Annotated in this window: 27 protein-coding genes; 12 read left to right on the top strand and 15 right to left on the bottom strand. The window is 64.0% G+C overall.

Annotation, left to right across the window (positions count from 1 at the left end; all coding sequences use genetic code 11):
• Positions 1 to 2: 2 nt before the first annotated feature.
• Positions 3 to 1016, top strand: a complete 1014-nt coding sequence (locus C2H86_RS24845) for an XdhC family protein (RefSeq protein ID WP_159410309.1) — start codon at positions 3 to 5, stop codon at positions 1014 to 1016.
• Positions 1017 to 1025: 9 nt separating this feature from the next.
• On the opposite strand, the gene C2H86_RS24840 is transcribed toward C2H86_RS24845, so the two are convergent.
• From C2H86_RS24840 to C2H86_RS24810, 7 genes are all read right to left on the bottom strand, one after another.
• The gene (locus C2H86_RS24840) at positions 1026 to 1841 is read right to left on the bottom strand and encodes a substrate-binding periplasmic protein (RefSeq protein WP_159410308.1); all 816 of its coding nucleotides are present in this window, start codon (positions 1839 to 1841) and stop codon (positions 1026 to 1028) included.
• 163 nt (positions 1842 to 2004) lie between these two features.
• Entirely contained in the window at positions 2005 to 3879 is a 1875-nt protein-coding gene (locus C2H86_RS24835; RefSeq protein WP_159410307.1) for a diguanylate cyclase domain-containing protein, read from the bottom strand.
• Positions 3880 to 3909: 30 nt separating this feature from the next.
• On the bottom strand, positions 3910 to 4446 hold the full coding sequence (locus tag C2H86_RS24830; protein WP_159410306.1) for a PqiC family protein: 537 nt from the start codon (positions 4444 to 4446) through the stop codon (positions 3910 to 3912).
• A 28-nt stretch (positions 4447 to 4474) separates the two neighbouring features.
• Complete coding sequence (locus C2H86_RS24825) at positions 4475 to 6115, bottom strand: intermembrane transport protein PqiB (protein ID WP_159410305.1); 1641 nt, start codon at positions 6113 to 6115, stop codon at positions 4475 to 4477.
• The gene (locus tag C2H86_RS24820) at positions 6099 to 6740 is read right to left on the bottom strand and encodes a paraquat-inducible protein A (RefSeq protein ID WP_159410304.1); all 642 of its coding nucleotides are present in this window, start codon (positions 6738 to 6740) and stop codon (positions 6099 to 6101) included. The genes C2H86_RS24825 and C2H86_RS24820 overlap by 17 nt, the downstream gene beginning before the upstream one ends.
• Positions 6737 to 7333 (bottom strand): paraquat-inducible protein A, encoded by a 597-nt coding sequence (locus C2H86_RS24815; RefSeq protein WP_159410303.1) that lies wholly within the window; start codon positions 7331 to 7333, stop codon positions 6737 to 6739. Before C2H86_RS24815 ends, C2H86_RS24820 begins: the two co-directional genes overlap by 4 nt.
• 221 nt (positions 7334 to 7554) lie before the next feature.
• Positions 7555 to 7875 (bottom strand): hypothetical protein, encoded by a 321-nt coding sequence (locus tag C2H86_RS24810; RefSeq protein WP_159410302.1) that lies wholly within the window; start codon positions 7873 to 7875, stop codon positions 7555 to 7557.
• A gap of 266 nt (positions 7876 to 8141) precedes the next feature.
• Between C2H86_RS24810 and C2H86_RS24805 the strand changes: the two genes are divergently transcribed.
• The 3 genes from C2H86_RS24805 to C2H86_RS24795 are packed head-to-tail and all read left to right on the top strand — an operon-like array spanning position 8142 to position 10898.
• A complete protein-coding gene (locus C2H86_RS24805; RefSeq protein ID WP_159410301.1) occupies positions 8142 to 8804 on the top strand; it encodes a TetR/AcrR family transcriptional regulator in 663 nt (220 codons plus the stop codon).
• 45 nt (positions 8805 to 8849) lie between these two features.
• A complete protein-coding gene (locus C2H86_RS24800) occupies positions 8850 to 10367 on the top strand; it encodes an MDR family MFS transporter (protein WP_159410300.1) in 1518 nt (505 codons plus the stop codon).
• Positions 10368 to 10421: 54 nt separating this feature from the next.
• Positions 10422 to 10898, top strand: coding sequence for a YMGG-like glycine zipper-containing protein (locus tag C2H86_RS24795; protein WP_159410299.1), 477 nt, complete (start codon positions 10422 to 10424; stop codon positions 10896 to 10898).
• A 29-nt stretch (positions 10899 to 10927) separates the two neighbouring features.
• Here C2H86_RS24795 and C2H86_RS24790 read toward each other — a convergent pair whose 3' ends face one another.
• From C2H86_RS24790 to C2H86_RS24775, 4 genes are read right to left on the bottom strand one after another with little or no spacing between them, the layout of a single operon-like run.
• Positions 10928 to 11719, bottom strand: a complete 792-nt coding sequence (locus C2H86_RS24790; RefSeq protein WP_159410298.1) for a sugar phosphate isomerase/epimerase family protein — start codon at positions 11717 to 11719, stop codon at positions 10928 to 10930.
• On the bottom strand, positions 11716 to 12456 hold the full coding sequence (locus C2H86_RS24785; protein WP_159410297.1) for an SDR family NAD(P)-dependent oxidoreductase: 741 nt from the start codon (positions 12454 to 12456) through the stop codon (positions 11716 to 11718). The genes C2H86_RS24790 and C2H86_RS24785 overlap by 4 nt, the downstream gene beginning before the upstream one ends.
• The gene (locus tag C2H86_RS24780; protein ID WP_159410296.1) at positions 12453 to 13802 is read right to left on the bottom strand and encodes an MFS transporter; all 1350 of its coding nucleotides are present in this window, start codon (positions 13800 to 13802) and stop codon (positions 12453 to 12455) included. Before C2H86_RS24780 ends, C2H86_RS24785 begins: the two co-directional genes overlap by 4 nt.
• 41 nt (positions 13803 to 13843) lie before the next feature.
• Positions 13844 to 14671: an amidohydrolase family protein gene (locus C2H86_RS24775; RefSeq protein ID WP_159410295.1), complete on the bottom strand. Its 828-nt coding sequence runs from the start codon at positions 14669 to 14671 to the stop codon at positions 13844 to 13846.
• Positions 14672 to 14817: 146 nt separating this feature from the next.
• On the opposite strand from C2H86_RS24775, the gene C2H86_RS24770 reads away from it, so the two are divergent.
• Positions 14818 to 15777 carry a LysR family transcriptional regulator gene (locus C2H86_RS24770; protein WP_159410294.1) on the top strand — a complete coding sequence of 320 codons (960 nt, stop codon included), beginning with the start codon at positions 14818 to 14820 and terminating at the stop codon, positions 15775 to 15777.
• A 120-nt stretch (positions 15778 to 15897) separates the two neighbouring features.
• Here the strand turns inward: C2H86_RS24770 and C2H86_RS24765 are convergent, their stop codons facing one another.
• Together C2H86_RS24765 and C2H86_RS24760 are read right to left on the bottom strand one after the other, a co-directional pair.
• Entirely contained in the window at positions 15898 to 17157 is a 1260-nt protein-coding gene (locus C2H86_RS24765) for a HAMP domain-containing sensor histidine kinase (RefSeq protein WP_159410293.1), read from the bottom strand.
• On the bottom strand, positions 17154 to 17846 hold the full coding sequence (locus C2H86_RS24760; RefSeq protein WP_159410292.1) for a response regulator transcription factor: 693 nt from the start codon (positions 17844 to 17846) through the stop codon (positions 17154 to 17156). The genes C2H86_RS24765 and C2H86_RS24760 overlap by 4 nt, the downstream gene beginning before the upstream one ends.
• 178 nt (positions 17847 to 18024) lie before the next feature.
• Between C2H86_RS24760 and bamA the strand changes: the two genes are divergently transcribed.
• The 7 genes from bamA (at position 18025) to C2H86_RS24725 (ending at position 23543) form a co-directional block, all read left to right on the top strand.
• Positions 18025 to 20388, top strand: coding sequence for an outer membrane protein assembly factor BamA (gene bamA, locus C2H86_RS24755; RefSeq protein WP_159410291.1), 2364 nt, complete (start codon positions 18025 to 18027; stop codon positions 20386 to 20388).
• Positions 20389 to 20490: 102 nt separating this feature from the next.
• A complete protein-coding gene (locus C2H86_RS24750) occupies positions 20491 to 20847 on the top strand; it encodes a hypothetical protein (RefSeq protein WP_159410290.1) in 357 nt (118 codons plus the stop codon).
• A 285-nt stretch (positions 20848 to 21132) separates the two neighbouring features.
• Positions 21133 to 21768, top strand: coding sequence for a hypothetical protein (locus tag C2H86_RS24745; RefSeq protein ID WP_159410289.1), 636 nt, complete (start codon positions 21133 to 21135; stop codon positions 21766 to 21768).
• Positions 21765 to 22109 carry a hypothetical protein gene (locus C2H86_RS24740; RefSeq protein ID WP_159410288.1) on the top strand — a complete coding sequence of 115 codons (345 nt, stop codon included), beginning with the start codon at positions 21765 to 21767 and terminating at the stop codon, positions 22107 to 22109. Before C2H86_RS24745 ends, C2H86_RS24740 begins: the two co-directional genes overlap by 4 nt.
• A 21-nt stretch (positions 22110 to 22130) precedes the next feature.
• Positions 22131 to 22493, top strand: a complete 363-nt coding sequence (locus C2H86_RS24735) for a hypothetical protein (protein WP_159410287.1) — start codon at positions 22131 to 22133, stop codon at positions 22491 to 22493.
• A gap of 142 nt (positions 22494 to 22635) precedes the next feature.
• Positions 22636 to 23043: a hypothetical protein gene (locus C2H86_RS24730; protein WP_159410286.1), complete on the top strand. Its 408-nt coding sequence runs from the start codon at positions 22636 to 22638 to the stop codon at positions 23041 to 23043.
• 86 nt (positions 23044 to 23129) lie between these two features.
• Positions 23130 to 23543 (top strand): hypothetical protein, encoded by a 414-nt coding sequence (locus C2H86_RS24725; RefSeq protein WP_159410285.1) that lies wholly within the window; start codon positions 23130 to 23132, stop codon positions 23541 to 23543.
• A gap of 84 nt (positions 23544 to 23627) precedes the next feature.
• Here C2H86_RS24725 and C2H86_RS24720 read toward each other — a convergent pair whose 3' ends face one another.
• Both C2H86_RS24720 and C2H86_RS24715 read right to left on the bottom strand, forming a co-directional pair.
• On the bottom strand, positions 23628 to 24365 hold the full coding sequence (locus C2H86_RS24720; RefSeq protein ID WP_159410284.1) for an HvfC family RiPP maturation protein: 738 nt from the start codon (positions 24363 to 24365) through the stop codon (positions 23628 to 23630).
• Entirely contained in the window at positions 24358 to 25203 is an 846-nt protein-coding gene (locus tag C2H86_RS24715; RefSeq protein ID WP_159410283.1) for an HvfB family MNIO-type RiPP peptide maturase, read from the bottom strand. The genes C2H86_RS24720 and C2H86_RS24715 overlap by 8 nt, the downstream gene beginning before the upstream one ends.
• Positions 25204 to 25241: the final 38 nt, after the last annotated feature.

Raw genomic sequence — 25241 nt, 5'->3', positions numbered from 1 at the left:
CCATGGAAAGCATCGACCTGTTGGTCTTGCGCACCGCCCGTGACTGGCTCCTGGCTGGCGAGCGCGTGCTGCTGGCCACCGTCGCCCGCACCTGGGGCTCGTCGCCACGGCCGGTCGGTTCGATGATGGCCCTGCGCGGCGATGGCCGGGTGGTCGGCAGCGTCTCTGGCGGCTGCATCGAAGACGACCTCATTCACCGCTACACCACGGCCTACCAGGGCGACGGCATGCCAACGGGCCTGCCGCAGGTGGTGCGCTACGGCGTCAGCGCCGATGAAGCACAACGCTTCGGCCTGCCGTGCGGCGGCACCCTTGAGCTGATCCTGGAGTTCGACCCGGCGCTGGCAAGCCTGGAGCAACTTCTGCCATTGCTGGACAGCGGTAATCTGGTACGCCGCGAGCTGGACCTGGATAGCGGCCAGGTACAGCTGACCACCACCCGCGCACCGGTGCAGTTCGGCTTCGATGGCCGGCACATGCTCAACACCATGGGGCCGGGTTATCGCATGCTGCTGATCGGTGCCGGGGTGCTGGCCGAGTACCTGGCGACCATGGCCCTGTTCAATGGCTTCAAGGTGGCAGTCTGTGACCCACGGCCGGAATACATGGATGGCTGGAACGTGGCTGGCGTGGAGAAAATCGTCGGCATGCCGGATGACGTGGTGCGTGCGTTCGACCCGGACCTGCGCAGCTGTATCGTCGGCCTCAGCCACGACCCCAAACTGGACGACCTGGCCCTGCTCGAAGCCTTGCACAGCCCGGCGTTCTACATCGGCGTGATCGGTTCGCGGCGCAACAGCCAGTCGCGCCGGGAGCGCCTGATCGAGCATTTCGGCGAAAGCGAGGCCTCACTGCAGCGCCTGCACGGGCCGATTGGCATCTACATCGGCAGCAAGACGCCGGCGGAGATTGCCGTCAGCGTCATGGCCGAGATCCTGGCGACCAAGAACGGTGTCGCCTTGCCCGGTGCAGTCAATGTCAGCGAAGCCAAGCGGGCGCTGGAGGTTGATGGCTAGCCGCCCCCCTCAAGGCTTCCCTCCCACCTGCTGCCGCCGCCACAACTCCAGGTTCTTCTCGACCAGCTGCTCGGGCACCGGCCCGGCAACCAGCTCTTTCATTTTTTGCGCCAGCCTCTCGCGCAGCTCTGGACGGTTGCACTTCGATTGATGCGACAGCGCCAGGTACAGCCCCTCGCTGGCCACCGGCGGGTCGAGCACCTTCAGCTGCGTATCCCAACCCTGCGTTCCCGCCAGGGCCATGCCGGGGTACTGCTCATAGATCAGGTAGTCATTGCGTTTGAGCAGCAGCTTCTCGAACGCCTGCCTGGCGCTGGGCACCGCTTCGAGCTGCAGGTTTGCCCTGGCGTAGTCGTCGAACTGCTGGCCGTGGCTGTTGCTGACCAGCGTCCCGCCGTTGTGGCCCTTGAGGTCTGCCCAGTCGTGGTAGGGAAACCCGCCATCCTGACGGACCCAGACCACGCTGCGCACATGCAGGAACGCCGGGCTGACGAAGTCCATCCGCTGCTGGCGCTCGTGGGTCAGGAAGTACCCCGCCATCAGGTCGATACGCCCGGTGCGCACCTCCTCCTGCGCCCTTGACCAGGGCCCGCCGTACACCACCTTCACGTCCAGCCCAAGCGCCTTGCCCACTTCATCGAGCAGGTCGGCATTGGCCCCGATCAACCGTTCAGGATTGTTCGGGTCACGCCAAAGATACGGTGGATACTCCGGGTTGCCGGTAGCAGTCAGCTGGCCGCACAACGCCTCTGCCACCGCAAGTTCAGGCGGCAGCAGCATGAAGAGCGACAGCAGCAAAGACCGGCAACGACAGCGCACGATCATCTACACCCCTCGGAAGCTGTGACATTCAGCGGCCAGGTGTGGTCGCGAAAGCTGCCACATCCCGTGGGCCACGGCGGCATCGATGGCCGCGTGCTTCCAACAGTCTGGCCCAGGATTGGCCGTGCGCCAGCCTTTCGTGCGCCATTTGCGCATTACGCGACACTTAGTCGCCGGGCTGGAAAACGCTGACCCGCCCACGCAGGCGCTTGGCTTCATACATCGCCTGATCGGCGGCCTTGACCAGTGCGTCCACCTCGCTGGCATGGGCAGGCGCGAGGGCAAGGCCGATGCTTGGTGTAACGAAGTCGATGCTCAGCCCCCTGACACTGACCGGCTCGCCCAGCACCTTGAGCAAGCGCTGGGCCAGCGCATTGGCTGCCTGGAACTCGGTCATCGGGACGATCACGGTGAACTCGTCGCCCCCCAGGCGATAGGCCTTGGCCGGTTGACGCAGCGCATTGCCCAGGCGCTCGGCCATGCATACCAGCAAGGCATCGCCGATATCGTGGCCAAAGCGGTCATTGACCTGCTTGAAGCGGTCAAGATCGAGAAAGATCAGCGCCAGCGGCAGGCTATCGCCATTCAGGTGCCGGGCAAGGTCCTCATGGAACGCCTTGCGATTGCCCAGCCCGGTCAAGGCATCATGATAGGCCAGGTCGAACAGTTGCTGTTGATGAAGCACATGCTCGCTGACGTCGTGCAGGATGCCGCGATAGCCGATCAGACGGCCCCCGGCATTGTGCCGCCTGGAGATCTGGGTCTCGAAGTGGCCGATGCTGCCGTCGGCGCGCCGCAGCCGGGCCGAGAGCGGCGCCCCGGGCTCGGTCTCGGCGATTGCCGGTTCCGTTGCCGCGCTGGCCTCATGGTCTTCCTGCAGAGAAGCAACGGTTCGCCCGATCACCTGCGCCGCCGGGTAACCGAGCAGCCTGCAGAAAGCCGGGTTGACCGACTCGATCCTGGCCAGCTCGTCGAGTTCGAAATAGCCGTCTTCCATGGCGTCGAGAATCGCCCGATCGCGCGCTTCGCTTTGCTCCAGGCGGTCCAGCGCACGGTTCGCTTCGCGCGCCAGCTTGCCCAGCTCATCGCGCCCGTCGTCGGTCAGGCGCCGCCCTGCCGCCGTCGGGCCAATGGCCAGAAGTTCCTGATGCAAGCGTGCAATACGCCGCAGCAAAGTCACGTCCAGCGCGAGGTAGATCAGCAACCAGGCCAGACCAATAAGCCCCCCCGTCGCGCCGAGGAACACATTGAGTTGCTGCTCGCCCTCCAGGTACAGATGGCGCTCGCGGGTCAGTTGCAGGCGCAGCTGCGGCTCGCCAAGACTGTCCTGGAACAGCAGGTCGATGCTCTGGTGGCGGGCATCGACCACCTCACGATTGCCAATGCTCATCAGTTCGGCCTGCAGCACCGGCCGCTGCTGCTCGGTGGCCGATGGCAGCCAGGTGAGTTCACCGCCCAACTGCTGTTGCAGCATGGCGATGCGCTTGCTGTCCAGGAATGTTCCCGCCAGCAGCACACCGCTGGCCCTGTCGCCGCTGCGCGCAGTATCCACGGCCACCAGAATCAGCGGCACCCTGAGCACGGCCAGCAATTGCGCTGGCGGCGCCACATCCTGAGGCTGCAGCAGGCGCGCCAGTTGTTGGGCGACGCCGTCATGCAGCGCCTTCAGGTTCAGTGCCGGCGCTCCGGCCGGGCGCTCCAGCGACGCCAGGTCCAGTGGCCGCCAGCTCACCCGCTGCTCACCATTGGCGAAGTAAAGGATGAAATCGAAGCCACTACGGCCCAGCGTGGCGGCATCGAGCGGGAACGCCGACGGCACCGCCCCCGGAACTGCCTGCGCCCATTGTCGCAGGCGGTTGGCGTCACGCTCGAAGCTGTTGCCCAGCAAGGCGCGCAGGCGCTCGGCCTCGGCCACCAGCAGCCGCTCGTCCTGCTTGTCCAGCCGCGCCAGCAGCATGCCCTGGGCCGCGAAGTAGACGAGCGACAACACCAGCAGCAGCGGCGGTACGAACAGCCAGAGCAATCTCGTGCGTAACTTCATGCGGGCTCCCCGTACCCTGGTTTACCCGCTTCATGAGCTTGGGCAGGACCTGCCTGGCGCCGCCGCTGCCCGCACGGCCTCGGCCAGCTTGCGCAGGTTGGCCTGATGGGCGTTGACCAGGTTGTTGATGCTGTTGTCGGCGGCGGTCTGGACCGACGTCCGGCAGGTAATTTCGGGCTCGCCTGGACGCTTCAGACGCCACAGGGTATCGAGCGAGGCGTATTGGCCGGGCACGCTGTCGAAGCGCTGCACATCCACCCTCAACACACTGCTGGTGCCGGGCGCCGGGCCGCCCAGCATGTCCTGCAGGGCACTGCGAAACTCATCCACCAGGTTGGCGCCCCACCACTCCGTTTCCAGGATGGCGAGGCCGCTGCTGCCCTGACGCACCACCAGTTGCGGGCGGTCCACTTGCGGCGGCAGGCTGACCCGGCTCACCTGCACGTGCTGGCCACCGCCTTGCACCGGCTGCGCCGGAACCAGGGTATGGTAGTTGTTCGGGGTACTGCTGCAGCCGCTCAGCCAGATCAGCAGGCTGGCCCCACACAGGTTGCGCACTCGATGCATCAGCTGACACTCCTTTGGCCTTTCACTTTCAAGGTCTCAAGTCTTGCGCCCCGGCTGCCTTCGGCCGGCCTTGAATCAGCGACTCGGGGTGGCGCCCCAGGTAGTCGGTCAGGTCACGCAGCGAACGCGACATGCGCTCCAGTTCGTCCAGTGTTTCGCCCAGCCGTTCGCGCTCCGGCGAATCGTCGGCAATGGTCGCATTGGCCGTTTTCAAGGTCTTCTGCATGTCGTCGAGGGTGGCTTTCACCCCAGGCAACGTCTGGCCGTTGAATGTCTTGAGGTTGGCACGCAGGTCACGCAAGGTGCCATCGAGGTTGCTGGCAATGCTTTCCAGCGGCAACTTGCCGATGCGCTCGACGAAATGCTGCAACTGCTCCTGCAGCATCTCCAGGCTGCCGGGCATTGTAGGAATGACGATTGGGTTAGCCTCCCTGTCGAACGCGACCTTGGGGGCGCCCGGGTAGAAGTCCAGGGAGATGAACATCTGCCCGGTGATCAGGTTGCCACTGCGCGCCTGCGCCCGCAGGCCATGCTCGACGAAGGTGCCGATCAGCTGCCGTGCGCCGTTGAGGTCACCCTCGGTGTGCTTGAACACCGCCAGCATCTTCTGATGCACCGGGCCGAGCCGCTGCGGGTAGATCACCGCATCCACCACCACCGGGAAGATCTGTTTCACCGGGTCGTAATCCAGTTTGATCGAAGTGACCCGGCCAAACTCCACGCCCTTGAACTCTACCGGAGCGCCCACTGACAGCCCGCGCATGGACTGGTCGAAGCGCAGCTGCAGGTACTGCCCCTTGCCGTGTGGCGGTGCCAGTGCCGCATCACGATCGGCAAACAGCTGGAAGTGCGTCTGGTCCGCTGCCGGCTGAACATCCGCGGTAAAGTCGGGAGAACCAAAGGCCAGCCCGCCGATCAGGATGGACGACAACGACTCGGTATCGACCTTCAGGCCATTGGCGCCGATCTGCATGTCGACACCGCTGGCATTCCAGAATCGGGTGTCGCCTGTGACGAAGTTGTCGTAGGGCGACTGCACGAAGATGCCGATCTCGACGCCCTTGCCATCGTCCTGCAAGCCATAGGACACCACTTCACCCACCGGGATCTTGCGGTAATAGATGGCCGCGCCGATATCCAGCGAGCCGAGGTCTTCGGCACTGAGCAGGAAACGCTTGCCCTTCTCGCCATAGGTGATCGCAGGCGGCAGCTCCAGGCCGGTGAAGTTCTTTTCCGAGGCTTTCGACTCACCGGCATCGGCACCAATGAAGCTGCCAGACAGCAAGGTATCGACGCCGGACACCCCGCCCGCGCCAATCCGTGGGCGTACCACCCAGAAGCGCGCCCCCTCGGTGGCGAACGAACGCGCATCATTGGCCAGCTGCACCTTGACGATGACGCTGTTGTGGTCCTCCGCCAGGTCCACGGTGGTCACTTCGCCAATCACCACGCTGCGGTACTTGACCTGCGTCTTGTGCGCCACCAGCCCTTCACCGGAGCGAAAGGAAATCGAAATCACCGGCCCTTCCTGCAGCCAGTTGCGCACCACCAGCGAAGCCCCGACCAGAATCGCCAGGATAGGCACGATCCACACCAGTGAGATATTCCAGCGCCGGGTACGTACCTCTGCCTGCCCTGCCCCGTTTCGCGCGTCACTCGCTTGCGCCATCAGTGCGACCTCCATCATTGCCAGGGTGATCCCAGATCAAGCGTGGGTCGAAGCTCATTGCCGAAAACATGGTCAGTACCACGACCATGCCGAAAAACAGGATGCCCGGGCGCGGTTCGATGGTGCCCAGGCCGCGCAGCTGCACCAGCGCGGCCACCAGTGCGACGACGATGACATCGAGCATCGACCAGTAACCGATCAGTTCGACGCCACGATAGAGTTGCGAGCGCTGCCGTTGTGCCCAGCTGGAGCGGCGCTGGGCAGTGAACAGCAGCAGGCCAAGGGAACAGAACTTGATCGCCGGCACGCCGATACTGGCAATGAAGATGATCAGGGCGATGTCCCAGGCGCCTGCCTCCCAGAACTCCAGCACGCCGCCACCGATAGTGCTGTCGCTGCCACTGCCGAGCATTTCGGTGTGCATCACCGGCAACAGATTGGCGGGGACGTAGAACACCAACGCGGCCAGCAAAAAGGCCCAGCCACGGTTGATGGGGTTGGCCTTGCGCCGGTGCAAGGGTGCACCGCAGCGCGGGCAGGTGTGGGCCTTGCCCAGTTCGCATGCCAGCCCGCAGCCGTGGCACAGGCACAGGCCGAGGTCATCGGCCAATACGGGCGTGCTCATACCTGCTCCCAAAGGTCGCGAATATCGCGGCCGGCAATATAGATGATGAGCATGCTCAGGGCGGCCAGGGCGATCAAGCCGATACCTGGAATGACATCGAGCAGGCCGGCCAGCTTGATGACCGCCACCAACGCGCCGAGCAGGCAGACTTCCAGCATGCTCCAAGGGCGCAGGCCTTCCAGGCAGCGCATGCTCACGGCAAACCCTGGCGCCCTGCGCCCGGCCAGGGCAAAGCTCAGCAACCAGCACAGCAAGGTGATTTGCAACACCGGCGCAAAGATGATCGCCAGCGCCATGACCAGGGCGATGAAGGTGATGCTGCCACTGCTGAGGATCAGCACCGAATCCCACAGGGTGGCGGAATTGCTCAACCCTTGCATGCCGATGGTCATCACCGGATAAAGGTTGGCCAACAGCAGCAATACACCGCCCGTGACACTCAGGGCCAGGCGTTGCTGGATGGTCAGGCTGCCATGCCGGTAAAGGACACCCGCGCAGCGCGGGCAGAGGGCACGTTGGTGGCGCTGCAGGGGTGTGCGCCGATACACAGCATCGCAATATTCGCAGATGATCAGGGGCTCGGTCTGGCTCATGCGGAATTCCCGGATGCAAGTCTCTATGCGTGCAGTCAGCCGTTGATTGACGCAGGGCCGAGCGTCGACATGAGCAAGCGTAGACGGGAAAGTTGCGTTACGGAGCCTGAGGGCGCACCGCGGATCCAATGGCAGTAATAGAAGAAAGGCCGGAAACCGATGCTTTACATCGATCCCCGGCCTTCTGGATCAGGCAAGCCTGCTGATCGAATGATCCTGGATCACCTGCACATGCGCTTCACGGCGCGCTCTGCGGCCGCCTGGAACACCGTGCGCATGGCCTCCAGCTGTTCGGGCGACAACGCCTTGGCACAAGCCAGGCCCTGCAGGAAGCCGATACCCCAGCCTTTGGTTTCAGCCAGCTCCTGACGGTTCTCGGCGTCGGCGATATCCCCCAGGTGCAGGGCTGCTGGATGCTCGTAGCGGTCTTCCAGCGCCAGTTTGCGCAGTTCCTCCAGCGCCACCTTGAACTCGGCAGCGGCAGCATCGTCCAGGCCCAGGTGCTCATACTGCAGCAGGCTCAGACGGTCGGTGGCGGTCATCTTCGAATCTCCGTTTCACAGTAAAAGGAGCAGGTGCAAAGAAATCACCAACCCGCCGCGACGCATCCGGGTGCCAGCGAAGGTGGTGTCAGTTCCCGAGTTGTATACCACAACTCGGGGTTCTCCCCCTAGCGGCGTGCGCCATCCGGGTGCAACGCAGCGACACCGTCTGTCGCAGGGCGGTCGCGATAATTAAATTTAAATTGAATTTAATTTAAAACACGATCACGCTCGGTGTCATAACACTGAATCGAGAGCATCACATCATGGCCACCACACCCCGCGAACCGCGCAAGGACGGCGAAGCCACCCGCACACGCATCCTCCAGGCCGCTGGCGAACTGTTCGCCGCCGTGGGTTATGCCGAGGCCAGCAACAAGGCCGTCGCCGCCAAGGCCGAGGTAGACCTCGCCTCGATCAACTACCACTTCGGCAGCCGCAATGGCCTGTACCTGGCCGTGCTCGACGAAGCACGGCGGCGCTTCCTGGACATCAGCGACCTGCAGCGGATCACCCTCGGCGAGCAACCGGCGGCGGAAAAGTTGCGGGCACTGGTCGAACTGGTCGTGCGCAAGGCCACGCAACGCCGCGACAACTGGCACCTGCGCGTGCTGGCTGCGGAAATCCTCGCGCCCAGCCCGCACGGCCAGGCCCACATGCAAGCCGAGGCACCGCTGAAGCTGTCGCTGCTCAAGGGCCTGTTCAGCGAGATCACCGCCATCCCCCAGAACGACCCGGCCCTGACCCGCTGCATCCTTTGTGTCACCGCACCCTGGGCGATGCTGTTGATCGGCCCGCGCGGGTCCACCGGGACCCTCCACGAAATCCTCGGCATGCCGGCCGAAGACGTGTCTGCCCAGTTGTTCAGCTTCGCCCTGGCCGGCCTGCAGGAAGCCGGCCGCCAGCACGCCAACGGCAAAGGCTGCTGACCGCACATGGACGCTCAATCGCACCCACAGGCTCAAGGCAACTGCATGCAACCGACATCCGCTGACGCGCCCTCCCCCGTACAGGCCGAACCGGGCACACAGGCCTCCATCCCGCTGCTGCTCGGCGCCCTGATGCTGGTGATGTTCCTCGCCGCACTGGACCAGACCATCGTCTCCACCGCGCTGCCGACCATCGTCAGCGACCTCGGCGGGTTGCGCTGGCTGTCCTGGGTGGTCACGGCGTATCTGCTGGCTTCCACCGTGGTCGTGCCGCTGTATGGCAAGTTCGGCGACCTCTACGGGCGCAAGCGCGTCCTGCAGATCGCCATTGCCTTGTTCCTGCTCGGCTCGGTGCTGTGCGGGCTGGCCCAGGACATGATCCAGCTGATCCTGTTCCGCACCCTGCAAGGCCTGGGCGGCGGCGGCCTGATGGTGGTGGCCATGGCGGCCATCGGCGACGTCATTCCACCCGCCGAACGGGGCCGCTACCAAGGCCTGTTCGGTGGCGTGTTCGGCCTGGCCACCGTGGTTGGCCCGTTGATCGGCGGGTTTCTGGTCGAACACCTGTCATGGCACTGGATCTTCTTCATCAACCTGCCGCTGGGCCTGCTGGCCGTCGTGGTGATCGGCAGCGTGTTCCGCCCGCACGTGGCCCCGGTCAAGCATGTGGTCGACTACATCGGTGCGTTCTTCCTCACCATCACCTTGGGCGCGCTGGTGCTGATCACCAGCCTGGGTGGCAGCTTGCTGCCCTGGGCCTCGCTGGATGTGCTGTGCCTGGCGCTGTTCGCCGTCATCGGCCTGGTCGGCTTCGTGTTCGAACAACGCCGTGCGGCCGAACCGATCATGCCGCTGCACCTGTTCCGCCACCGCACCTTCGTGCTGGCCGGGTTGATCGGGCTGATTGTCGGTGTGTCGCTGTTCGGCTCGGTGACCTTCCTGCCGCTGTACATGCAGGTGGTCAAGGACGCCTCGCCCACCAGCGCCGGCCTGCAGATGCTGCCGTTGATGGGTGGCTTGCTGGTGGTGTCGGCGATTACCGGGCGGCTGATCAGCCGCTGGGGGCGCTACCGGGTGTTCCCGATCGTTGGCACGCTGCTGCAGGTGCTCGCCCTGGGACTGCTCAGCCGCCTGGAGCTGGACACGCCGATGTGGCGGATGAACCTGTACATGGGGCTGCTTGGCGCAGGCCTGGGCATGGTGATGCAGGTACTGATCCTGGCGGTGCAGAACAGCGTCGAACGGCGCCACATGGGCGTGGCGACTTCCGGGGCCACGCTGTTCCGTTCGATTGGCGGCTCGGTAGGGGTGTCGGTGTTTGGCGCGCTGTTTTCCCATGCGCTGCTCGATGGCCTGCCGAGCGATTTCGCGGCCAGCAGTGGCGGTGCCGCGAGCCTCTCGCCGACGGCGGTGCATGCCTTGGCGGCGCCGATGCAGCAGGCGTATCTGGAGGCATTCTCGGGGGCCATGCATGGGGTGTTTCTGGTGGCAGCGGTGATTACCTGTGTGGCCTTTGCCTTGTCCTGGCTGCTGCGCGAGGTACCGCTGCGTACGGCTCATTGAGCGCAGTACCCAGCTATGCTGTGAGATGCGATTCCCGTCCGGTGGAGGTGTGCGATGCGTACGTTCACGTGGAGTTACCTGCTGATGCTGCTGTGCGCGGCGTCTGCAGCCCAGGCCCAGTCGGTGGTGCCGCTCAAGGGCCAGAGCAGCCAGCAGATGCAGCTGGACATCAACGACTGCAACACCGTGGCGACCAACGCCGCGAACAACGCCAGCAGCAGTACTTCTGGCAGCCATGTCGGCGGCAGGGTCAAGGGCGCGGCGGCTGGCGCCGCAGCCGGTGCGGTTGGCGCCCAGGTGCGGGGCAATCAGCATGACGAGGTGTATGACCGGGTCGGCGACGATGCCAAGCAGCAATACCGGCAGAACCGCGCTGGCCAAGGGGCTGCAGCCGGTGCTGCGGTAGGCGCCTCGCGGCAACGCCAGGAGCGCCGCCAGGACCGGCGCAACCAGGGCGAGGCACAAAGTTCGGCGCATGCCAGCGCCTACAGCGGGTGCCTGCAGGGGCGTGGCTATCAGGTCAACCCTTGAGAATCGGGGCCGCTCTGCGGCCCCAGGTTTCACACTCGGCTTAGCCAGGTGCGGGTTGTTTCATAGGCGGTTTTCAAGCGCATTTCAGGCGCAAACAGTGCCGAAGGTGTCTCCACGCTGACTTGCACATCAGCTGGCAGAGCGTTAATCAGCGCCGCCAACGGCAATTGCCCGTCCCCCGGCAACAACCGCCCTTCCCGTGCCTCCTGAATGATCAACGTCTCTACCGGCGCCTGCAGCGGCGCATCGCACAACTGCATAGCCCGCAGGTAACGCGGGTCAACCTGAGCAAGCGCTTGCTCATCCCCACCCGAGCGATACAGGTGCAGCGCATCCACCAGCACCCCGGCATTCCCTTGCCCGGCCCCGGCCACAACGGCCACCGCTTGCTGCACGTTCGCCACCGCCCGCCAGCGCATGAACTCGAGGTCCACGCGCAGGCCGTAGCCACTGGCCAACTCACAAAGCGCCGCAAAGGTGTGGGTGAGCCGCACCGGGTCGTCGTCATCACCCGAGACGGTGAGGCTGACGGCCCCCAGCTCAGCGCCCGCAGCCAGCAAGGGCTCGCATTCGGCGACCTGCAGTTGCGCAGTGAGCGACACGAACTCGATATCGCTCACCCGCACGCCCTCACCCGCCAGCACCCGCTGCAGTTCGCGGGCAGAGGGGCTGCCGACCGGTTGCGGGTAGGCCAACGCGCCCGGCATTACCGGATGCAGCCGCAGCCCCACGGTACTGAACCCGGCCTGCGCCGCCTTACGCACCAACCCCACCGGCGCCAGGTCCAGCGCCGTCAAGTGGGCAACCCCCAGCGGCCTCAATAGGTCGCCCTCCCGCCGCTGAGGTCGAACACGAACCCGGTGGTGAAGCTGCATTCCGGCCCGGCGATCCAGCTCACCATGTTGGCAATCTCTTCCACCTTGAGGAACCGCCCCATGGGGATCTTGGCCTTGCTGGCGGCGATGTGTTCCGGGGTCATTTCCGCCATCAGCGGGGTCTCGACCATGGCCGGGGCGATGCAGTTGAGCAGCACGCCGTCCTGGGCCAGTTCCTTGGCTGCTGCCTTGGTGAAGGCGATGACACCGGCCTTGGCCGCGGAGTACGCCGAGATGTACTGCACGCCGTCCTTGCCGGCCATCGAGGCGACGTTGACGATGCGCCCGTAACCGCGCTCACGCATGTGTGGGATGGCGGTGCGGCAGCAATAGAAGACACCGTTGAGGTCGATGGCGATGACCTTGTCCCAGGCTTCCGGCGGGTATTCCCACGAGGCGACCACCGGGCCATTGATGCCGGCGTTGTTGACCAGAATCTCGACCTGGCCAACCAGGGCCAGGGCTTCGCCGAACGCCGCCTCCACCGACGCCAGCGAGGACACATCCACCGCCTGGCGCAGCACCGGCTGGAAACCGTTTTCAGCCGTGTTCCAGCCATCGACCGCGAGGTCCCAGATCACCACCTGGGCGCCGGCCCGGTGCAGGCGCTGAGCGATGGCCAGGCCGATGCCGCGCATGCCGCCGGTGACGATTGCAGTTTGCCCGTGCAGGGGTTGGCTCATTGTCTTGCTCCATTTTCAACAGAAGGGATATCCGGCAGGCGACGCAGGTCGCGCACCATGAACAGGTAGCACAGCGCACCCAGCGCGGTGATCGTCGAGACGAAGGCCAGCGCCCAGACGAACGAACCCGTGGCAGTGACAATCAGGCCGATGGTCAGCGGGGTGACGATGCCGGCGGCGTTGGCGAACAGGTTGAACAAGCCGCCGCTCAGGCCCAGCAGCCCTTTCGGCGCAATGTCGGACACGATCATCCAGGCCAGGGCCGACATGCCTTGGGCGAAGTACGCGACGCAGAGAATGCTGATCACCAGCGCGTCCGACTCGACATAGTTGGCCAGCACGATGATCGACGCGGTCAGCAACCCGGCGATCACCGGCAGCTTGCGCGCCAGGTTCAGCGAATGGCCCCGGCGCAGCAGTGCATCGGAAATCCAGCCGCCAACCAGCGTACCCAGCGACGCGGCAATGAACGGCAGCACCGCCACCCAACCCACCTTGAGCCAGGGCATGTGCCGCTCGGTGACCAGGTAAGTGGGGAACCAGGTCAGGAAGAACACGTTGGTAGAGTTGCAGGCAAACTGCCCCAGGCAGATGCCGAGCATGTTGCGGTGCTTGAGCAGTGCCGGGATCTGTGACCAGTGGAACTGCGTGGCCTTCTGCCCGCCATCGACCACCCCGCCGCCGGCGGCGATGTAATCGAGCTCTGCCTGGTTAGCCGACGTCGACTGGTGTGGCTCATGGTATTTGCGCCACCACACCAGGCCATAGAGGATGCCCAGCAGCCCCACTGCCATCAGCAGGAAGCGCCAACCATAGGCATGCAGCACCCAGAACAGCAACGGCGTCAGGAACGCAAGCCCGGTGTATTCGGCAAAGGTGTAGATGCCGGTTGCCCGGGCCCGCTCGCGCTGCGGGAACCAGGTCGCCACCACGCGACTGTTGGTGGGGAAGCACGGCGCCTCGGTCACGCCGACCAGAAAGCGCATGCCCAGCAGCGACAGAAAGCCCTGGGCCAGGCCCTGCAGGCCGGTGAACAGCGACCACAGGGTCAACGCCAGCCAGTAGGTGAATTTGGTGCCGAGGCGGTCGATGAGAATACCGCCGGGGATCTGCGCTGCGGCGTAGGTCCAGGAAAATGCCGAGAAGATCACCCCCATCATCGCCGCGTTCAGGCCCAGGTCGGCGCTGATGCTCGGCGCGGCGATGCCCATCACGCTGCGGTCCAGGTAGTTGATCATGGTGCCACCGGAAATCAGCGCAAGAATCATGAACCGGGTGCGGGTGCGTTGTTGCGCGCGCGCCGGGGTGTCGAATACCCCGACGCCGATTGGCTGCTCAGTGCTCATGGCGGTTGCTCTCTTGTTATTGGATTGGCAAGTGCGGGGAATCAGGCAAAACCGAACAGGCACCGCGGTGTGTCCCACATGACCTTGCGGCGCAGGCGGGCGTCCGGCATCAGGCGTTCGGCCAGTTTCAGCAGCGGGCCGTAGTCGACCCGCGCCTGCTGGCGGATGAACGGCCAGTCCGAGCCCCACACGCAGGCATCCGGGCCGAACGCTTCGAGCAGCACCCGCACGTAGGCGTGGCTTTGTTCATACAGGCCATCGGCATTGGCGAACTTCTGCATGCCTGACAGCTTCACGCTGGCCCGCCCGCTGCTGGCCAGCCGCAGCAGGGCCTGGAAGCCGGCCTGGCGCACGCCGGCGGCAGCATCCGGGCGGCCGCAATGGTCGATCAGCAGGCGCGCCGAGGTCCCCTCGACCAGCCATTGCAGGTGCAGCAGCTGGTCTTCGCAGACCTGCACCTGGGCGAACATGCCCAGTTCGGCCAGCTTGCCGAACAGCGGCTCGGCATCACGCATGCTTGCCACGCCGTACAGCGCCGGGTTGAAGGCGACACCGACCACGCCCTGCTCGTGCAACGCCGCCAGGGCGTCCAGGCTGATCTGCCGCTCGACCACTGCAATCCCCTTGAAGCGCCCGTGGCCAGCCGCCAGTGCGTGAAGCAGCAGGCCATTGTCGGTGTGGTAGCCACTGTTCGGTTGCACCAGCAAGGCATGGCGCACGCCATAGGCGTCCATCACCTGGTTGAACTGGGCCAGGGTGGCGACCTCCTGGCCGGAAGGCGCGTAAGGGGCATTGGGGTGGTAAGCGAAATGTGCGGGGTCAAACAAATGGTTATGGCAGTCGATCTTGGGTTCGTCGTAGATGTTCAAGCGCGGTTCCTCCAAGCGCCACTGCGCTTGCCTGCAGATCTTGTTATTGTTCGCCGCCAGGGCGATTTGCCTGGGTTCACGATACTGCGGGCAGTTGCAGAGCGCTCATACACAGATGGCGAAGACCATAACCAGAGGTAATATGCATGACCCCCGCTGAGGAAAGCCCGGACGGCACGACAATGGTGTTCAAGCTGCGGCACATGGAAGTGTTCCGCGCGGTGATGCTGACCGGCTCGATCAGCGCAGCAGCGAAAATGCTCTACGTGTCCCAGCCGGCTGTGAGCAAGCTGATCGGCTATATCGAGGGGCGCCTGACCTACCGGTTGTTCGAGCGCATCAACAACCGCCTGGTGCCCACGGCCGAGGCGCAGGTGCTGTATCGCGAGGTCGAGCGGGTGTACCAGGCAGCCTTGCAGGTGAACGCGTGCGCCCATTCCCTGGCCGCCGGCAGCCACCGAACACTGCGCATTTCCTGCAGTGCCTCGCTATCAACCGTGGTCATCCCCGCCGCGCTGGCCCAACTCAAGCGCGAAGCCCCGTCACTGCAGATCGAGTGGCAAACCTCGCTGATGCACGCCATGCCCAACCAGATCCTGTCGAAGACTGTCGACCTGTCGATCGCCGCGTTGCCGGTGATCCACGACCACCTGCACTCCCAGGCCTTCATGCGCGGGCGCATGGTGGTGGTGATGCCGGCCGGGCATGCCCTGGCGCAAGCCCCGTCATTGACACTGAAACAACTGCAAGGCCATGCGCTGTTGCTGTTCCGCCCGGACATGCCGTTCGGCCAGCTGTTGGCCGGCCACATCGAGCGGCGTGGCCTGAAGCTTGACTCCCTGCTGTCGTTCACCAATGCCAACGAAGCCGTGGCACTGGTCAAACAGGGCATGGGCATCAGTGTGATCGACGAGTTCGTCGCGCAGGACAGCGGCCTGCAGGTGGTCCCTCTGGACGACGAGATCCATTTCGACATCAGCTTCGTCTACTCGCGCTTCGAGCCGCCGTCGCAGTCGGCGCTGCACCTGATGCGGGTGCTGCATGGCCAGGCGCTTGGGCTCGGCCGGGGGATTGACGGGTTCACGCTGCCCCCTAGGTTGAAGTGATTGAGGACTGGAAGTTGTTCGCCGCGGCAGCTTCAGCGCCTATGAGATCGAGCGCCGCGCGGGCGGCGCTCGATCTATGCCTTCACTAACAATTCAAGGCAGGCACCTCTGCCCCCACCCTCACCCCAAGCGCGGCAACAGAATGTCCACGCTCAAGCCACCCGCCCCGCCAGCCTTCGCGCTGATACTGCCCTGGTGCAACCCGATGGCGCGGCGGGCAATGGCCAGGCCCAGGCCGAAGCCATCGGCGCCGCTGTGCCCACCCCGGTCGAACGGCTCGAAGATGCTCTGCAGGCGCGCCGGCTCTACCCCGGGGCCCTGATCGACGATGTGCACCTGCAACTGTTCCCCGCCGCCCACCAGCCTCGCCTCGACGCGCACTTCGCTACCTGGCGCGGTATAGCGCACGGCGTTGCGGACCACGTTCTCGAAGGCGCGGTACAGCAGCTCCTCATGGCCGCGGGTGACGAAAGTACCAGCGCCCTGCAAACTGACCTGCGCCTGCTTCATGCCCGCCTCGAAACGGGCGTCCTCGACGATTTGCGCCAGCACCTCGACGGCATCCAGTTCGCCCTGCTCGCTTTGGCCTTGCTGCGACTGCACCCGCGCCAGGGTCAGCAGTTGCTCGATCAGGTCATCCATGCGCCGCGATTCGCGTTCGATGCGCCCAAGCATTTCCTCGCGCTCGGGCTGCTGGCGCAGCAGCCCGATGGCGACATGCAGCCGGGTCAGCGGCGAGCGCAGTTCGTGGGAGATGTCGTGCAGCAGCTGCTGCTGTGCTTCTACCAGCGCCTTGAGCTGCCCGGCCATGCGGTCGCAGTCTTCGGCCAGCTCGACGATTTCGTCGCGCCGCCGCCCCAGGCGCGGGCGCACGCGCACGTCGAAGCGGCCCTGGGCAACCTGGCCCATGGCCTCGCGCAGCCAAGTCAGCGGCCGGGTCAGGTAGAGGCTGCAGAGCAACGCGAACACCGCACTCATCAGTGTCCCGGTCAGTAACGGGCCCATGCCCCGCGGCCGCGGTGCTTCGTCCAGGCGGGTGGCCACCGAAGCGCGCAACACCAGGGCCTGGCCACCCTCGTCGAGCAGTGCCCGCTCAAAACGCGGCTCGGCCACGGCGCGGCCGGCCAGCAGGTGGCCAGTGCCGTCATACAGGCCCACCTGCACCTCCGGCGGCTGCGGCGACACCTGCAGGTACTGGCGGCCGGCCTGTTCGCCATAGCGGTGCAACAGGTTCAGTTCGGTGGCCAGCATCGAGCGCAGCCCAGGGGTGTCACCGCGCAGGTCATCAAGCATGAAGGTCCCGGCACCGACCAGGAAGGTCAGGCTGTTGGCCAGCCAGAAAGCCAGGAACAGCTTCCAGAACAGGCGCCGGCGCATCATTCGACGATCAGCATGTAGCCCATGCCTCGCACGCTCTGGATCCAGCTGCTGCCATCGTCGCGTGGGCCGAGCTTCTGGCGGATGCTGCTGATGTGCACGTCGATGCGCCGGTCGTAGCGGGTCAGTGGCCGGCCCAGGGCGTTCAGCGACAGGTCCTGCTTGCTCACCAGCTGGCCGGCCTGGCGGACCAGGGCCTCGAGCAGGCTGAACTCGGTACCGGTCAGGTCCAGTGGAATCGGCCCCCACTGCGCCTTGCGCCGACCGGGCCACAGGGTCAGGGCGCCACGGCCGATGGACTCGGCACCCTGGCTTTCGGCCAGCATCTGCGGATGCACCCGGCGCAGGATCGCCCGCAGGCGTGCCACCAGCTCACCCGGTGAGCTGGGTTTGGGCACATAGTCGTCGGCCCCCAGTTCCAGGCCGGCGATGCGGTCGATGTTGTCACCCCGTGCGGTCAGCAGCAGCACCGGCACCTGGCTGCGGGCACGAATGCGCCGCAGCACTTCGATGCCCGAGATGCCCGGCAGCATCACGTCCAGCACCACCAGTCGGTAAAGCCCGCTCAAGGCGCGGGTCTCGCCCTCCTCGCCGGTGGCCACGGCAGTGGCCTGGAAGCCCTCGCGGGCCAGGTACAGGGCGAGCATTTCGGTCAGTTCGCGGTCATCGTCGACCAGCAGTACGGGGATCATGATGGGTAAAGTGCCAGGTTCTGCAAAAGTGCCATGATCGCCCCGTCTTGGCGGACCGTGGGCGAACTTTACACATCTTTACCCTCGGTTAACCGCGCCGAACACAGCCCGCCCGTATGCTCATCGCCCGCTTCCCGGCAGCCCCGTGCTGCTCTTCTACGCCCGCCTGGAACCCTCGATGAATTACCCGCGACTGTTGCTCTCCATCCTGCTGCTCAATGCCTCCATGGCCCAGGCCGCGTCGTTCAGGATCGCCGACATCCGCGTCAATGGCCTGCAGCGGGTGTCCGCTGGCAGCGTGTTCGGCGCCTTGCCGCTCAACGTCGGCGACCAGGCTGACGACCGTCGCCTGGTGGATTCCACCCGTTCGCTGTTCAAGACCGGCTTCTTCCAGGACATCCAGCTGAACCGTGATGGCAATGTCCTGATCATCAACGTGGTCGAGCGCCCGTCGGTGTCGAGCATCGAGATCGAAGGCAACAAGGCGATCAGCACCGAAGACCTGATGAAGGGCCTGAAGCAGTCGGGCCTGGCCGAAGGCGAGATCTTCCAGCGTGCCACCCTCGAAGGCGTGCGCAACGAGCTGCAGCGCCAGTACGTGGCCCAGGGCCGCTACTCGGCCGAGGTCGATGCCGAAGTGGTGCCGCAACCGCGCAACCGTGTGGCCCTGAAGATCAAGATCAACGAAGGCACGGTCGCCGCCATCCAGCACATCAACATCGTTGGCAACACCGTGTTCAGCGATGAAGAACTGCAGCAGTTGTTCGAGCTGAAGACCACCAACTGGCTGTCGTTCTTCAAGAACGACGACAAGTACGCCCGTGAAAAGCTCTCCGGTGACCTGGAGCGCCTGCGTTCCTACTACCTGGACCGCGGCTACATCAACATGGACATCGCTTCCACCCAGGTGTCGATCACCCCGGACAAGAAGCACGTCTACATCACCGTCAACGTCAACGAAGGCGAGAAGTACACCGTTCGCGACGTGAAGCTGTCGGGCGACCTGAAGGTGCCGGAAGACCAGGTCAAGTCGCTGCTGCTGGTGCAGCCGGGCCAGGTGTTCTCGCGCAAGGTGATGACCACCACCTCCGAGCTGATCACTCGTCGCCTGGGCAACGAAGGTTATACCTTCGCCAACGTCAACGGCGTACCGCAGCCGAACGACCAGGACCACACCGTCGACATCATGTTCGTGGTCGACCCGGGCAAGCGTGCCTACGTCAACCGCATCAACTACCGCGGCAACACCAAGACTGAAGACGAAGTGCTGCGCCGCGAAATGCGCCAGATGGAAGGTGGCTGGGCTTCGACCTACCTGATCGACCAGTCCAAGACCCGCCTCGAGCGCCTGGGCTTCTTCAAGGAAGTCAACGTCGAGACCCCAGCGGTGCCAGGCACCGACGACCAGGTAGACGTCAACTACAGTGTCGAAGAGCAAGCCTCCGGTTCGATCACCGCCAGCGTCGGTTTCGCCCAGAGCGCGGGCCTGATCCTCGGTGGTTCGATCAGCCAGAACAACTTCCTCGGTACCGGCAACAAGGTGTCCATCGGCCTTACCCGTTCGGAGTACCAGACCAAATACAACTTCGGCTTCGTCAACCCCTACTTCACCGAGGACGGCGTAAGCCTGGGTTACAACCTGTTCTACAGCAGCACCGACTACAGCGACTACTACGATGACGGCGTGTCCTACTACGCCATCAACAGCTACGGCGCGGGCGTCAACTTCGGTTACCCGATCAACGAAACCTCACGCCTGACCTACGGCCTGACCCTGCAGCACGACGACATCAATCCGGGCACCTACAGCGCCGACGAGATCTACGATTTCATCCAGCGCGAAGGCAAGAGCTTCAACAACCTCAAGGCCTCGATCGGCTGGTCCGAATCGACCCTGAACAAGGGGGTGCTGGCCACTCGCGGTCACTCTCAGGCCCTGACCCTGATGGCCACCACGCCGGGCAGCGACCTGTCGTTCTACAAGCTCGACTACAACGGCCAGACCTTCCTGCCCGTGAGCAAGGACACCACCCTGCGCCTGCACACCACCCTCGGCTACGGCAACGGCTACGGTTCCACCGACGGCCTGCCCTTCTACGAAAGCTACACCGCTGGCGGCCAGGGTTCGGTACGCGGTTTCAAGGACGGCACCCTCGGCCCGCGCAGCACCCCAGCCACCGGCACCTATTCAAGCGCTGGCCAGGCCTATTACTCCGACCGCGACACCGACGTGCTCGGCGGCAATATCCTGGTCACCGGCGGCGCCGAGTACATCTTCCCGATGCCGTTCATCAAGAATCAGAGCCAGCTGCGCAGCTCGGTGTTCGTCGACGCCGGCAACGTCTACGCCGACACCTGCTACCTGTCCACCACCCAGGGTTGCGGCAACGTCGACCTGAACCAGCTGGCCGTGTCGCTGGGTGTGGGCGTGACCTGGTACAGCCCGATGGGGCCGCTGAGTTTCAGCCTGGCGGCACCGCTGAAAAAGCCGGACAACGCCGAGACGCAGATCTTCCAGTTCTCCCTGGGGCAGACCTTCTGACTGAGCGCGCACAAATTACCGCTTTTTACCCTCGCTTAACCCAAGTTGACAGTCACCTTGCCTAAGCTGAGAGACATATGAACATGCCTTGCAGGTACCCCCATGCCACCCTTCGCCCCCACCGCCCTGGCCTCGGCATTGCACGAAGACAGCCCCGCTTCGCTGCTCGACCTGGTGCAACGGCGCCTTAGCGCCATGCTGGGCCCACGCTACACGGTGATCCTCGCTGCCAGTGGCGATGACGCCAGCCACTACCACCTGGCGATCCAGCACAGCCAGAGCGGCCTGTCGCTGGAGGACAATGGCAGCATCGGCCCGCGCTTCGCCGAGCGGCTGCTGGCCCTCGGCGGGCAGCTCAAGGCCATGCTCGAATCGCAAACCTTCGCCCACATGGGCAGCGACGACCCGGCCCGACCGTTGGTATGGCTCAGCGATCCGGCTGATTCAGATGGCGCCTGATGGCGCCACTGGTGTGGCCATGGACCGTTGACGTTTCCACCTTGACGCGCAAGTACCTTGTTGAAACTGCATCCTTCACATTGACGTCAAGCTGAATATTCAACTTCAACACAACAACTTTCCGCATCGCAACTCAATACTTTCCATGCATTCCTGTACTTTTCAGAAAAGCCGTACAACCCTGCGCGCCTCAAACTTTCTGTAACCATTTAAACCTGTTCAGCGAAATATCTATTTTCATATATTTCCCAGCCTCGACTGCAACGACGCGCCTCAACGATGCGCATGAACAGTCACCGCTATTCAAGCCGCTGGGTGAATATGAAAAAGAAAAGACTGATCGCCTCCGCGTTACTCAGTACCGCCGTTCTATCAGGTTGTACGGTGACATTGGCTCAACCCTACGATGCCGAACTTTATAAAAATACTGAGGACTTCTACAAAAACGCAGCAACGCTACTGCTCAAGGGGGAGCGTGCAAGCCCTGTCAGCAAACAACAACTTTCAACCTTGAGGGCAAAAGATGCACGCCAGCATCCTGGGCATTTCAGCCGATTCCAGGCTGAGTACGACGAGCTTCTGGTCGAAAGCAACACCCTCATACTGCGGGCGCTGACCAACGCAGGAGCGCTCAGTGAGCCCGGCAAGCAGCTGCACGCCCGCGTCGAGCAGTCGCTGGAAGAACAGCTCGGCAACCAATGCGATGTGCTGCAGCGCGACTTTCCCGACGCCGACCTGACCACGCGCAACTATGTAGATCTCAAATGTCTGGTCAGCAGGTGGCAGCACGAACACCAGCAAGCCAGCTATCAGGTCTTGAACAAAGCCATTTGGCAGAATCGCAAGAACACACTCTTCGACAGCATACTGGCCATTCAGGCCGCGGCAGCCAACACACCGTCTTCGAGGATAAACCCATGAGCACCATCATCAATGGCGTGGACCTCGACGCGGTCCTGCTTGAGGCGATCAACGCCGCAAAAACCATCATTCACTCGGATTGGCCAGTCATTCGGGCCGAAGTGGAAAGCCTTGGTCGCAGCATGGCCAGGGATATGATGATCCTTCATCAACAGCAACAAGACGGCGCATTGAGTGAAAACGATATCGGACTATTCCTCGATGACCAGAAGATAGTGGCACGCCTGCGCCTTCGCTCCATTGCCATTGTCACACTGCAACTTGCAGAGGCCATTCTCAACGCCATGACTGCCGTGTTCAGGTCGGCCATCTACCGGGCACTTGGCTATGACATGCGATAATCGGTCTGCAAAGGAAAACACATGATGGACAATCAAATCCGCTCTGCCGAGCTGTTGGTAAAGAATGCGCTGTCAGACCCTGAAGTCCTGCAGAGGATTCAGGAAGATCCGCATAGCGCGCTCACCGCACTCAAGGAAGAAACCGTACAACAACTACCACACCTGGCACGTCCGAACGATGCCACCACCAATCGAATCTGGATCGTCATTGTCGGTTCTTTCACGCTGGTCATGCTGTATACCGTCTGGATACTGGGGAGTGGTGTCAGCGAAAGCACCATTGAGACCCCAGTGACGAAATCCGACACGATCCTCACCGTACTCATGACGGTGATCAGCTTCCTCACTGGCTTGCTGTCGCCCAGCCCGGTCACCTACAAATAGCCCTGAAGGCAGTAAAGCACTGAGGAGGCTGAACTTTTGCGCGATTACTGGTCTATCTGAGCAGGCTCACGCGAGCGGATGCGCAGCTTCGAGAGGCAACGCATCCGTATGTTCAATGATAACCAGGGGATTGCCTGTAATCATGAAACTCCACTTTTCGAAGCTCCTGTTCGCCAGCCTGTTCGCTTTCGCGGCCGCAGGCTCGGCGTCGGCGATGCAAATGCACACTCCGAACCCGGTCCAGGCCACTGACACAGCCCTCCACACGCCAGTCAAGCCAGCCCAAAGCCCCTGGCCAGACCTGGCCAGCATCGCCGATGGCCAGCAAGGGCCGCTGCTCGCCCATGACGACCGCTACTGGCGCGACGGCCGCTGGCACTACCACAGCGAAGACCGCCGCCGCGAAGAATGGCGTCGCGCGCAATGGCGCCGGGAACAGGCACGCCGTGAAGCCGAACGCCGCCACGAATGGGAGCGCCGCAACGAGCGCGCCCACCACTACGATCGCGACCACCGTTATGATCGCGACCACCGCTACTATCGCCGCTAAGCCCTGGCGGCCATTTGTGCCCTGCAGTTCCTTCGACTATGTTCACAGCAGCCAGCCACTGGCTCGACAGCGAAGGGACTGCAGGCATGAAAACAACGTTTTTCAGGTTCTCCCCACTCCTCCACGGCCTGGCCGGTGCAGCGCTGCTGGCACTGGCCGGCTGCAGCTCGATCAACGCCCATACCAGCGAATACGTCGGCGCGCCGCACTTTGCCCCAAGCAATGCCGCCAATGTCGAGGTACTGCGCCGCGAACCGATCCGCCGTCATGTACGCCTCGGTGAAGTGCTGATCGACGCCAGCGTCGAGCCGCCACCTGAAATCACCGAAGTGGAACAGAAGCTGCGCGAGGAAGCGGCGTCCATTGGCGGCGATGCTGCCGTGGTGGTGTATGACCACATTCAACCGGTGGCCGCCTATGTCGAAGGGCCGCTGTGGGATCGCGATATCCACAAGGTCGAAGGGCGCAAGCTCAAGGCGATCGTGATCAAGTACCAGTAAGCCGCTCATGACCGATTGCACATGAGCTACATGCCTGCACCGCCATGGGCGCCCAGTCCTGCTTCCGCCTGGGCTGGCGCCGGCCTAGTCGCAGCGCGTGCCGAGCACCACGCCCCGGGCCTTGAGGCTGAGCAGCAGCGCAAGGCCCGGGGCCTCGATGGCGGCGGGTTCGACGCCGGCCGCCGCGGCCAGCGCCGCCAGGTGTTCACGCCCGCTCAATGGCTGGCCTTGCAACGACTCCAACAGTGCATGGGCCAGCGGTGCCAGGCGCGAGAAGCTCACCTTGTGGCCCGCGCCTCGGTGCGCCAGCAGCAGCGTCGGTACGTCTGGCGCCTCAACCGGTAGATGCTCCGGCCCAATGTGGCTGACCGGCCAGGCATAGGCCAGCGGCATGGCGAGGCTGGACAGCACAGGCACGCCTTCGAGCAGATCACCCTCAGGGTCATGCTCAGGTTCGGCGACATCGCTCAGCAGCAAGGCCGTTTCGATCCACTCGTAATGGGCCAGTTCGGCGACCCACTCGGGTTGGTCGGTGCGCCCTTGCAGGTACTCGACCCACTCGCCGCCCACTTCGGTGAACAGCGGCGTGTGGCAGCGATGGTGGGCATAGAAGTCTTCACACAACCCCTGCCAGTGTTCGGTGGCGAGGCTGGCATGCAGCACTGGGAAGCTGCCGGCCAGCAATGATTGCAGGTTGCCGAAGAACAGTTGCCGATACACCGCCAGACGCCGCGCTTCGATACCGGGCGGCGGCGGATTGGCCTGCGGGTCGCGGATATGCCCGGCCATGCGCAGTTGCTGATCGCGCAGCGAGTCAGCCATGGCGCACCGCCAGGGCCTGCGCCACGGGTTGCAGGCTGCGAATATGGTCCACCTCGGCCAGCAGTTCGGCCAGTGGTGGCAGGTTGAAGTCGCGCTCGAGCAGGGTCGGCACCGGCCCCAGGTAATGGTAGGCACTGGCCAGCAGGCCCCAGACATCAGGCCTGACGCTGGCGCCATGGGTATCGATCTTCAAGTCCGGCGCTTCATCGTAGTGCCCGGCCACATGCAGGCAGACCACCCGCTCGGCCGGCACCTGGGCGAGAAACCCGGCAGCGTCGTAGCGATGGTTGCAGGCATTGACCACGATGTTGTTGATGTCCAGCAGCAGGTCGCAATCGGCTTCACTCAACACCGCCTTGAGAAACTCGATCTCGCTCATCGCCTGATACGGCGCGGCGTAGTAGGAGATGTTCTCCACGGCAATGCGCCGGCCGAGGGCATCCTGGACCTCAGCAATACGCGCCGCAGTATGGCGCACGGCTTCATCGGTGAACGGCATCGGAATGAGGTCGTACAGATGGCCGTCATCGGCACAGTAGCTCAGGTGCTCGCTGAACAGCGGTACCTGATGACGGTCGAGAAAGGCGCGGATCTGGCGCAGAAAGCCATGGTCCAACGGAGCCGGGCCGCCCAGCGACAATGACAGGCCGTGGCAGGCCAGCGGGTAGCGCTCGGCCAGTTGCGCCAGGCCTTCGCCGAAGGCACCGCCAACGCCGATCCAGTTGTCCGGGGCGCATTCGAGAAAGTCCACGGCGCCGGCGTCCATGGCCAGCAGTTCGGGCAGCAGCCCACGGCGCAACCCCAGGCCCGCGCCCTGCAGGGTAGAAGAAGTGTTCATCGGCATGTTCCTTGTGGTGCAGCGCCCTCCCCGGCCCA

It is taken from the genome of Pseudomonas putida, assembly GCF_009883635.2.
GTDB classification, from domain to species: Bacteria; Pseudomonadota; Gammaproteobacteria; order Pseudomonadales; family Pseudomonadaceae; genus Aquipseudomonas; species Aquipseudomonas putida_W.
This window is presented reverse-complemented; position numbering and strand designations above follow the sequence as displayed.

What these genes read in the sequence shown, in the direction of transcription:
- C2H86_RS24840 (WP_159410308.1), bottom strand. Translation starts at nt 1,841, where the DNA reads ATGATCGTGCGCTGTCGTTGCCGGTCTTTGCTGCTGTCGCTCTTCATG.
- C2H86_RS24815 (WP_159410303.1), bottom strand. Translation starts at nt 7,333, where the DNA reads ATGAGCCAGACCGAGCCCCTGATCATCTGCGAATATTGCGATGCTGTG.
- C2H86_RS24770 (WP_159410294.1), top strand. Translation starts at nt 14,818, where the DNA reads ATGACCCCCGCTGAGGAAAGCCCGGACGGCACGACAATGGTGTTCAAG.
- C2H86_RS24730 (WP_159410286.1), top strand. Translation starts at nt 22,636, where the DNA reads ATGAAACTCCACTTTTCGAAGCTCCTGTTCGCCAGCCTGTTCGCTTTC.
- C2H86_RS24740 (WP_159410288.1), top strand. Translation starts at nt 21,765, where the DNA reads ATGAGCACCATCATCAATGGCGTGGACCTCGACGCGGTCCTGCTTGAG.
- C2H86_RS24810 (WP_159410302.1), bottom strand. Translation starts at nt 7,875, where the DNA reads ATGACCGCCACCGACCGTCTGAGCCTGCTGCAGTATGAGCACCTGGGC.
- C2H86_RS24750 (WP_159410290.1), top strand. Translation starts at nt 20,491, where the DNA reads ATGCCACCCTTCGCCCCCACCGCCCTGGCCTCGGCATTGCACGAAGAC.
- bamA (WP_159410291.1), top strand. Translation starts at nt 18,025, where the DNA reads ATGAATTACCCGCGACTGTTGCTCTCCATCCTGCTGCTCAATGCCTCC.
- C2H86_RS24745 (WP_159410289.1), top strand. Translation starts at nt 21,133, where the DNA reads ATGAACAGTCACCGCTATTCAAGCCGCTGGGTGAATATGAAAAAGAAA.
- C2H86_RS24795 (WP_159410299.1), top strand. Translation starts at nt 10,422, where the DNA reads ATGCGTACGTTCACGTGGAGTTACCTGCTGATGCTGCTGTGCGCGGCG.
- C2H86_RS24825 (WP_159410305.1), bottom strand. Translation starts at nt 6,115, where the DNA reads ATGGCGCAAGCGAGTGACGCGCGAAACGGGGCAGGGCAGGCAGAGGTA.
- C2H86_RS24820 (WP_159410304.1), bottom strand. Translation starts at nt 6,740, where the DNA reads ATGAGCACGCCCGTATTGGCCGATGACCTCGGCCTGTGCCTGTGCCAC.
- C2H86_RS24760 (WP_159410292.1), bottom strand. Translation starts at nt 17,846, where the DNA reads ATGATCCCCGTACTGCTGGTCGACGATGACCGCGAACTGACCGAAATG.
- C2H86_RS24845 (WP_159410309.1), top strand. Translation starts at nt 3, where the DNA reads ATGGAAAGCATCGACCTGTTGGTCTTGCGCACCGCCCGTGACTGGCTC.
- C2H86_RS24800 (WP_159410300.1), top strand. Translation starts at nt 8,850, where the DNA reads ATGCAACCGACATCCGCTGACGCGCCCTCCCCCGTACAGGCCGAACCG.
- C2H86_RS24830 (WP_159410306.1), bottom strand. Translation starts at nt 4,446, where the DNA reads ATGCATCGAGTGCGCAACCTGTGTGGGGCCAGCCTGCTGATCTGGCTG.
- C2H86_RS24725 (WP_159410285.1), top strand. Translation starts at nt 23,130, where the DNA reads ATGAAAACAACGTTTTTCAGGTTCTCCCCACTCCTCCACGGCCTGGCC.
- C2H86_RS24765 (WP_159410293.1), bottom strand. Translation starts at nt 17,157, where the DNA reads ATGATGCGCCGGCGCCTGTTCTGGAAGCTGTTCCTGGCTTTCTGGCTG.
- C2H86_RS24785 (WP_159410297.1), bottom strand. Translation starts at nt 12,456, where the DNA reads ATGAGCCAACCCCTGCACGGGCAAACTGCAATCGTCACCGGCGGCATG.
- C2H86_RS24805 (WP_159410301.1), top strand. Translation starts at nt 8,142, where the DNA reads ATGGCCACCACACCCCGCGAACCGCGCAAGGACGGCGAAGCCACCCGC.
- C2H86_RS24735 (WP_159410287.1), top strand. Translation starts at nt 22,131, where the DNA reads ATGATGGACAATCAAATCCGCTCTGCCGAGCTGTTGGTAAAGAATGCG.
- C2H86_RS24715 (WP_159410283.1), bottom strand. Translation starts at nt 25,203, where the DNA reads ATGAACACTTCTTCTACCCTGCAGGGCGCGGGCCTGGGGTTGCGCCGT.
- C2H86_RS24780 (WP_159410296.1), bottom strand. Translation starts at nt 13,802, where the DNA reads ATGAGCACTGAGCAGCCAATCGGCGTCGGGGTATTCGACACCCCGGCG.
- C2H86_RS24835 (WP_159410307.1), bottom strand. Translation starts at nt 3,879, where the DNA reads ATGAAGTTACGCACGAGATTGCTCTGGCTGTTCGTACCGCCGCTGCTG.
- C2H86_RS24720 (WP_159410284.1), bottom strand. Translation starts at nt 24,365, where the DNA reads ATGGCTGACTCGCTGCGCGATCAGCAACTGCGCATGGCCGGGCATATC.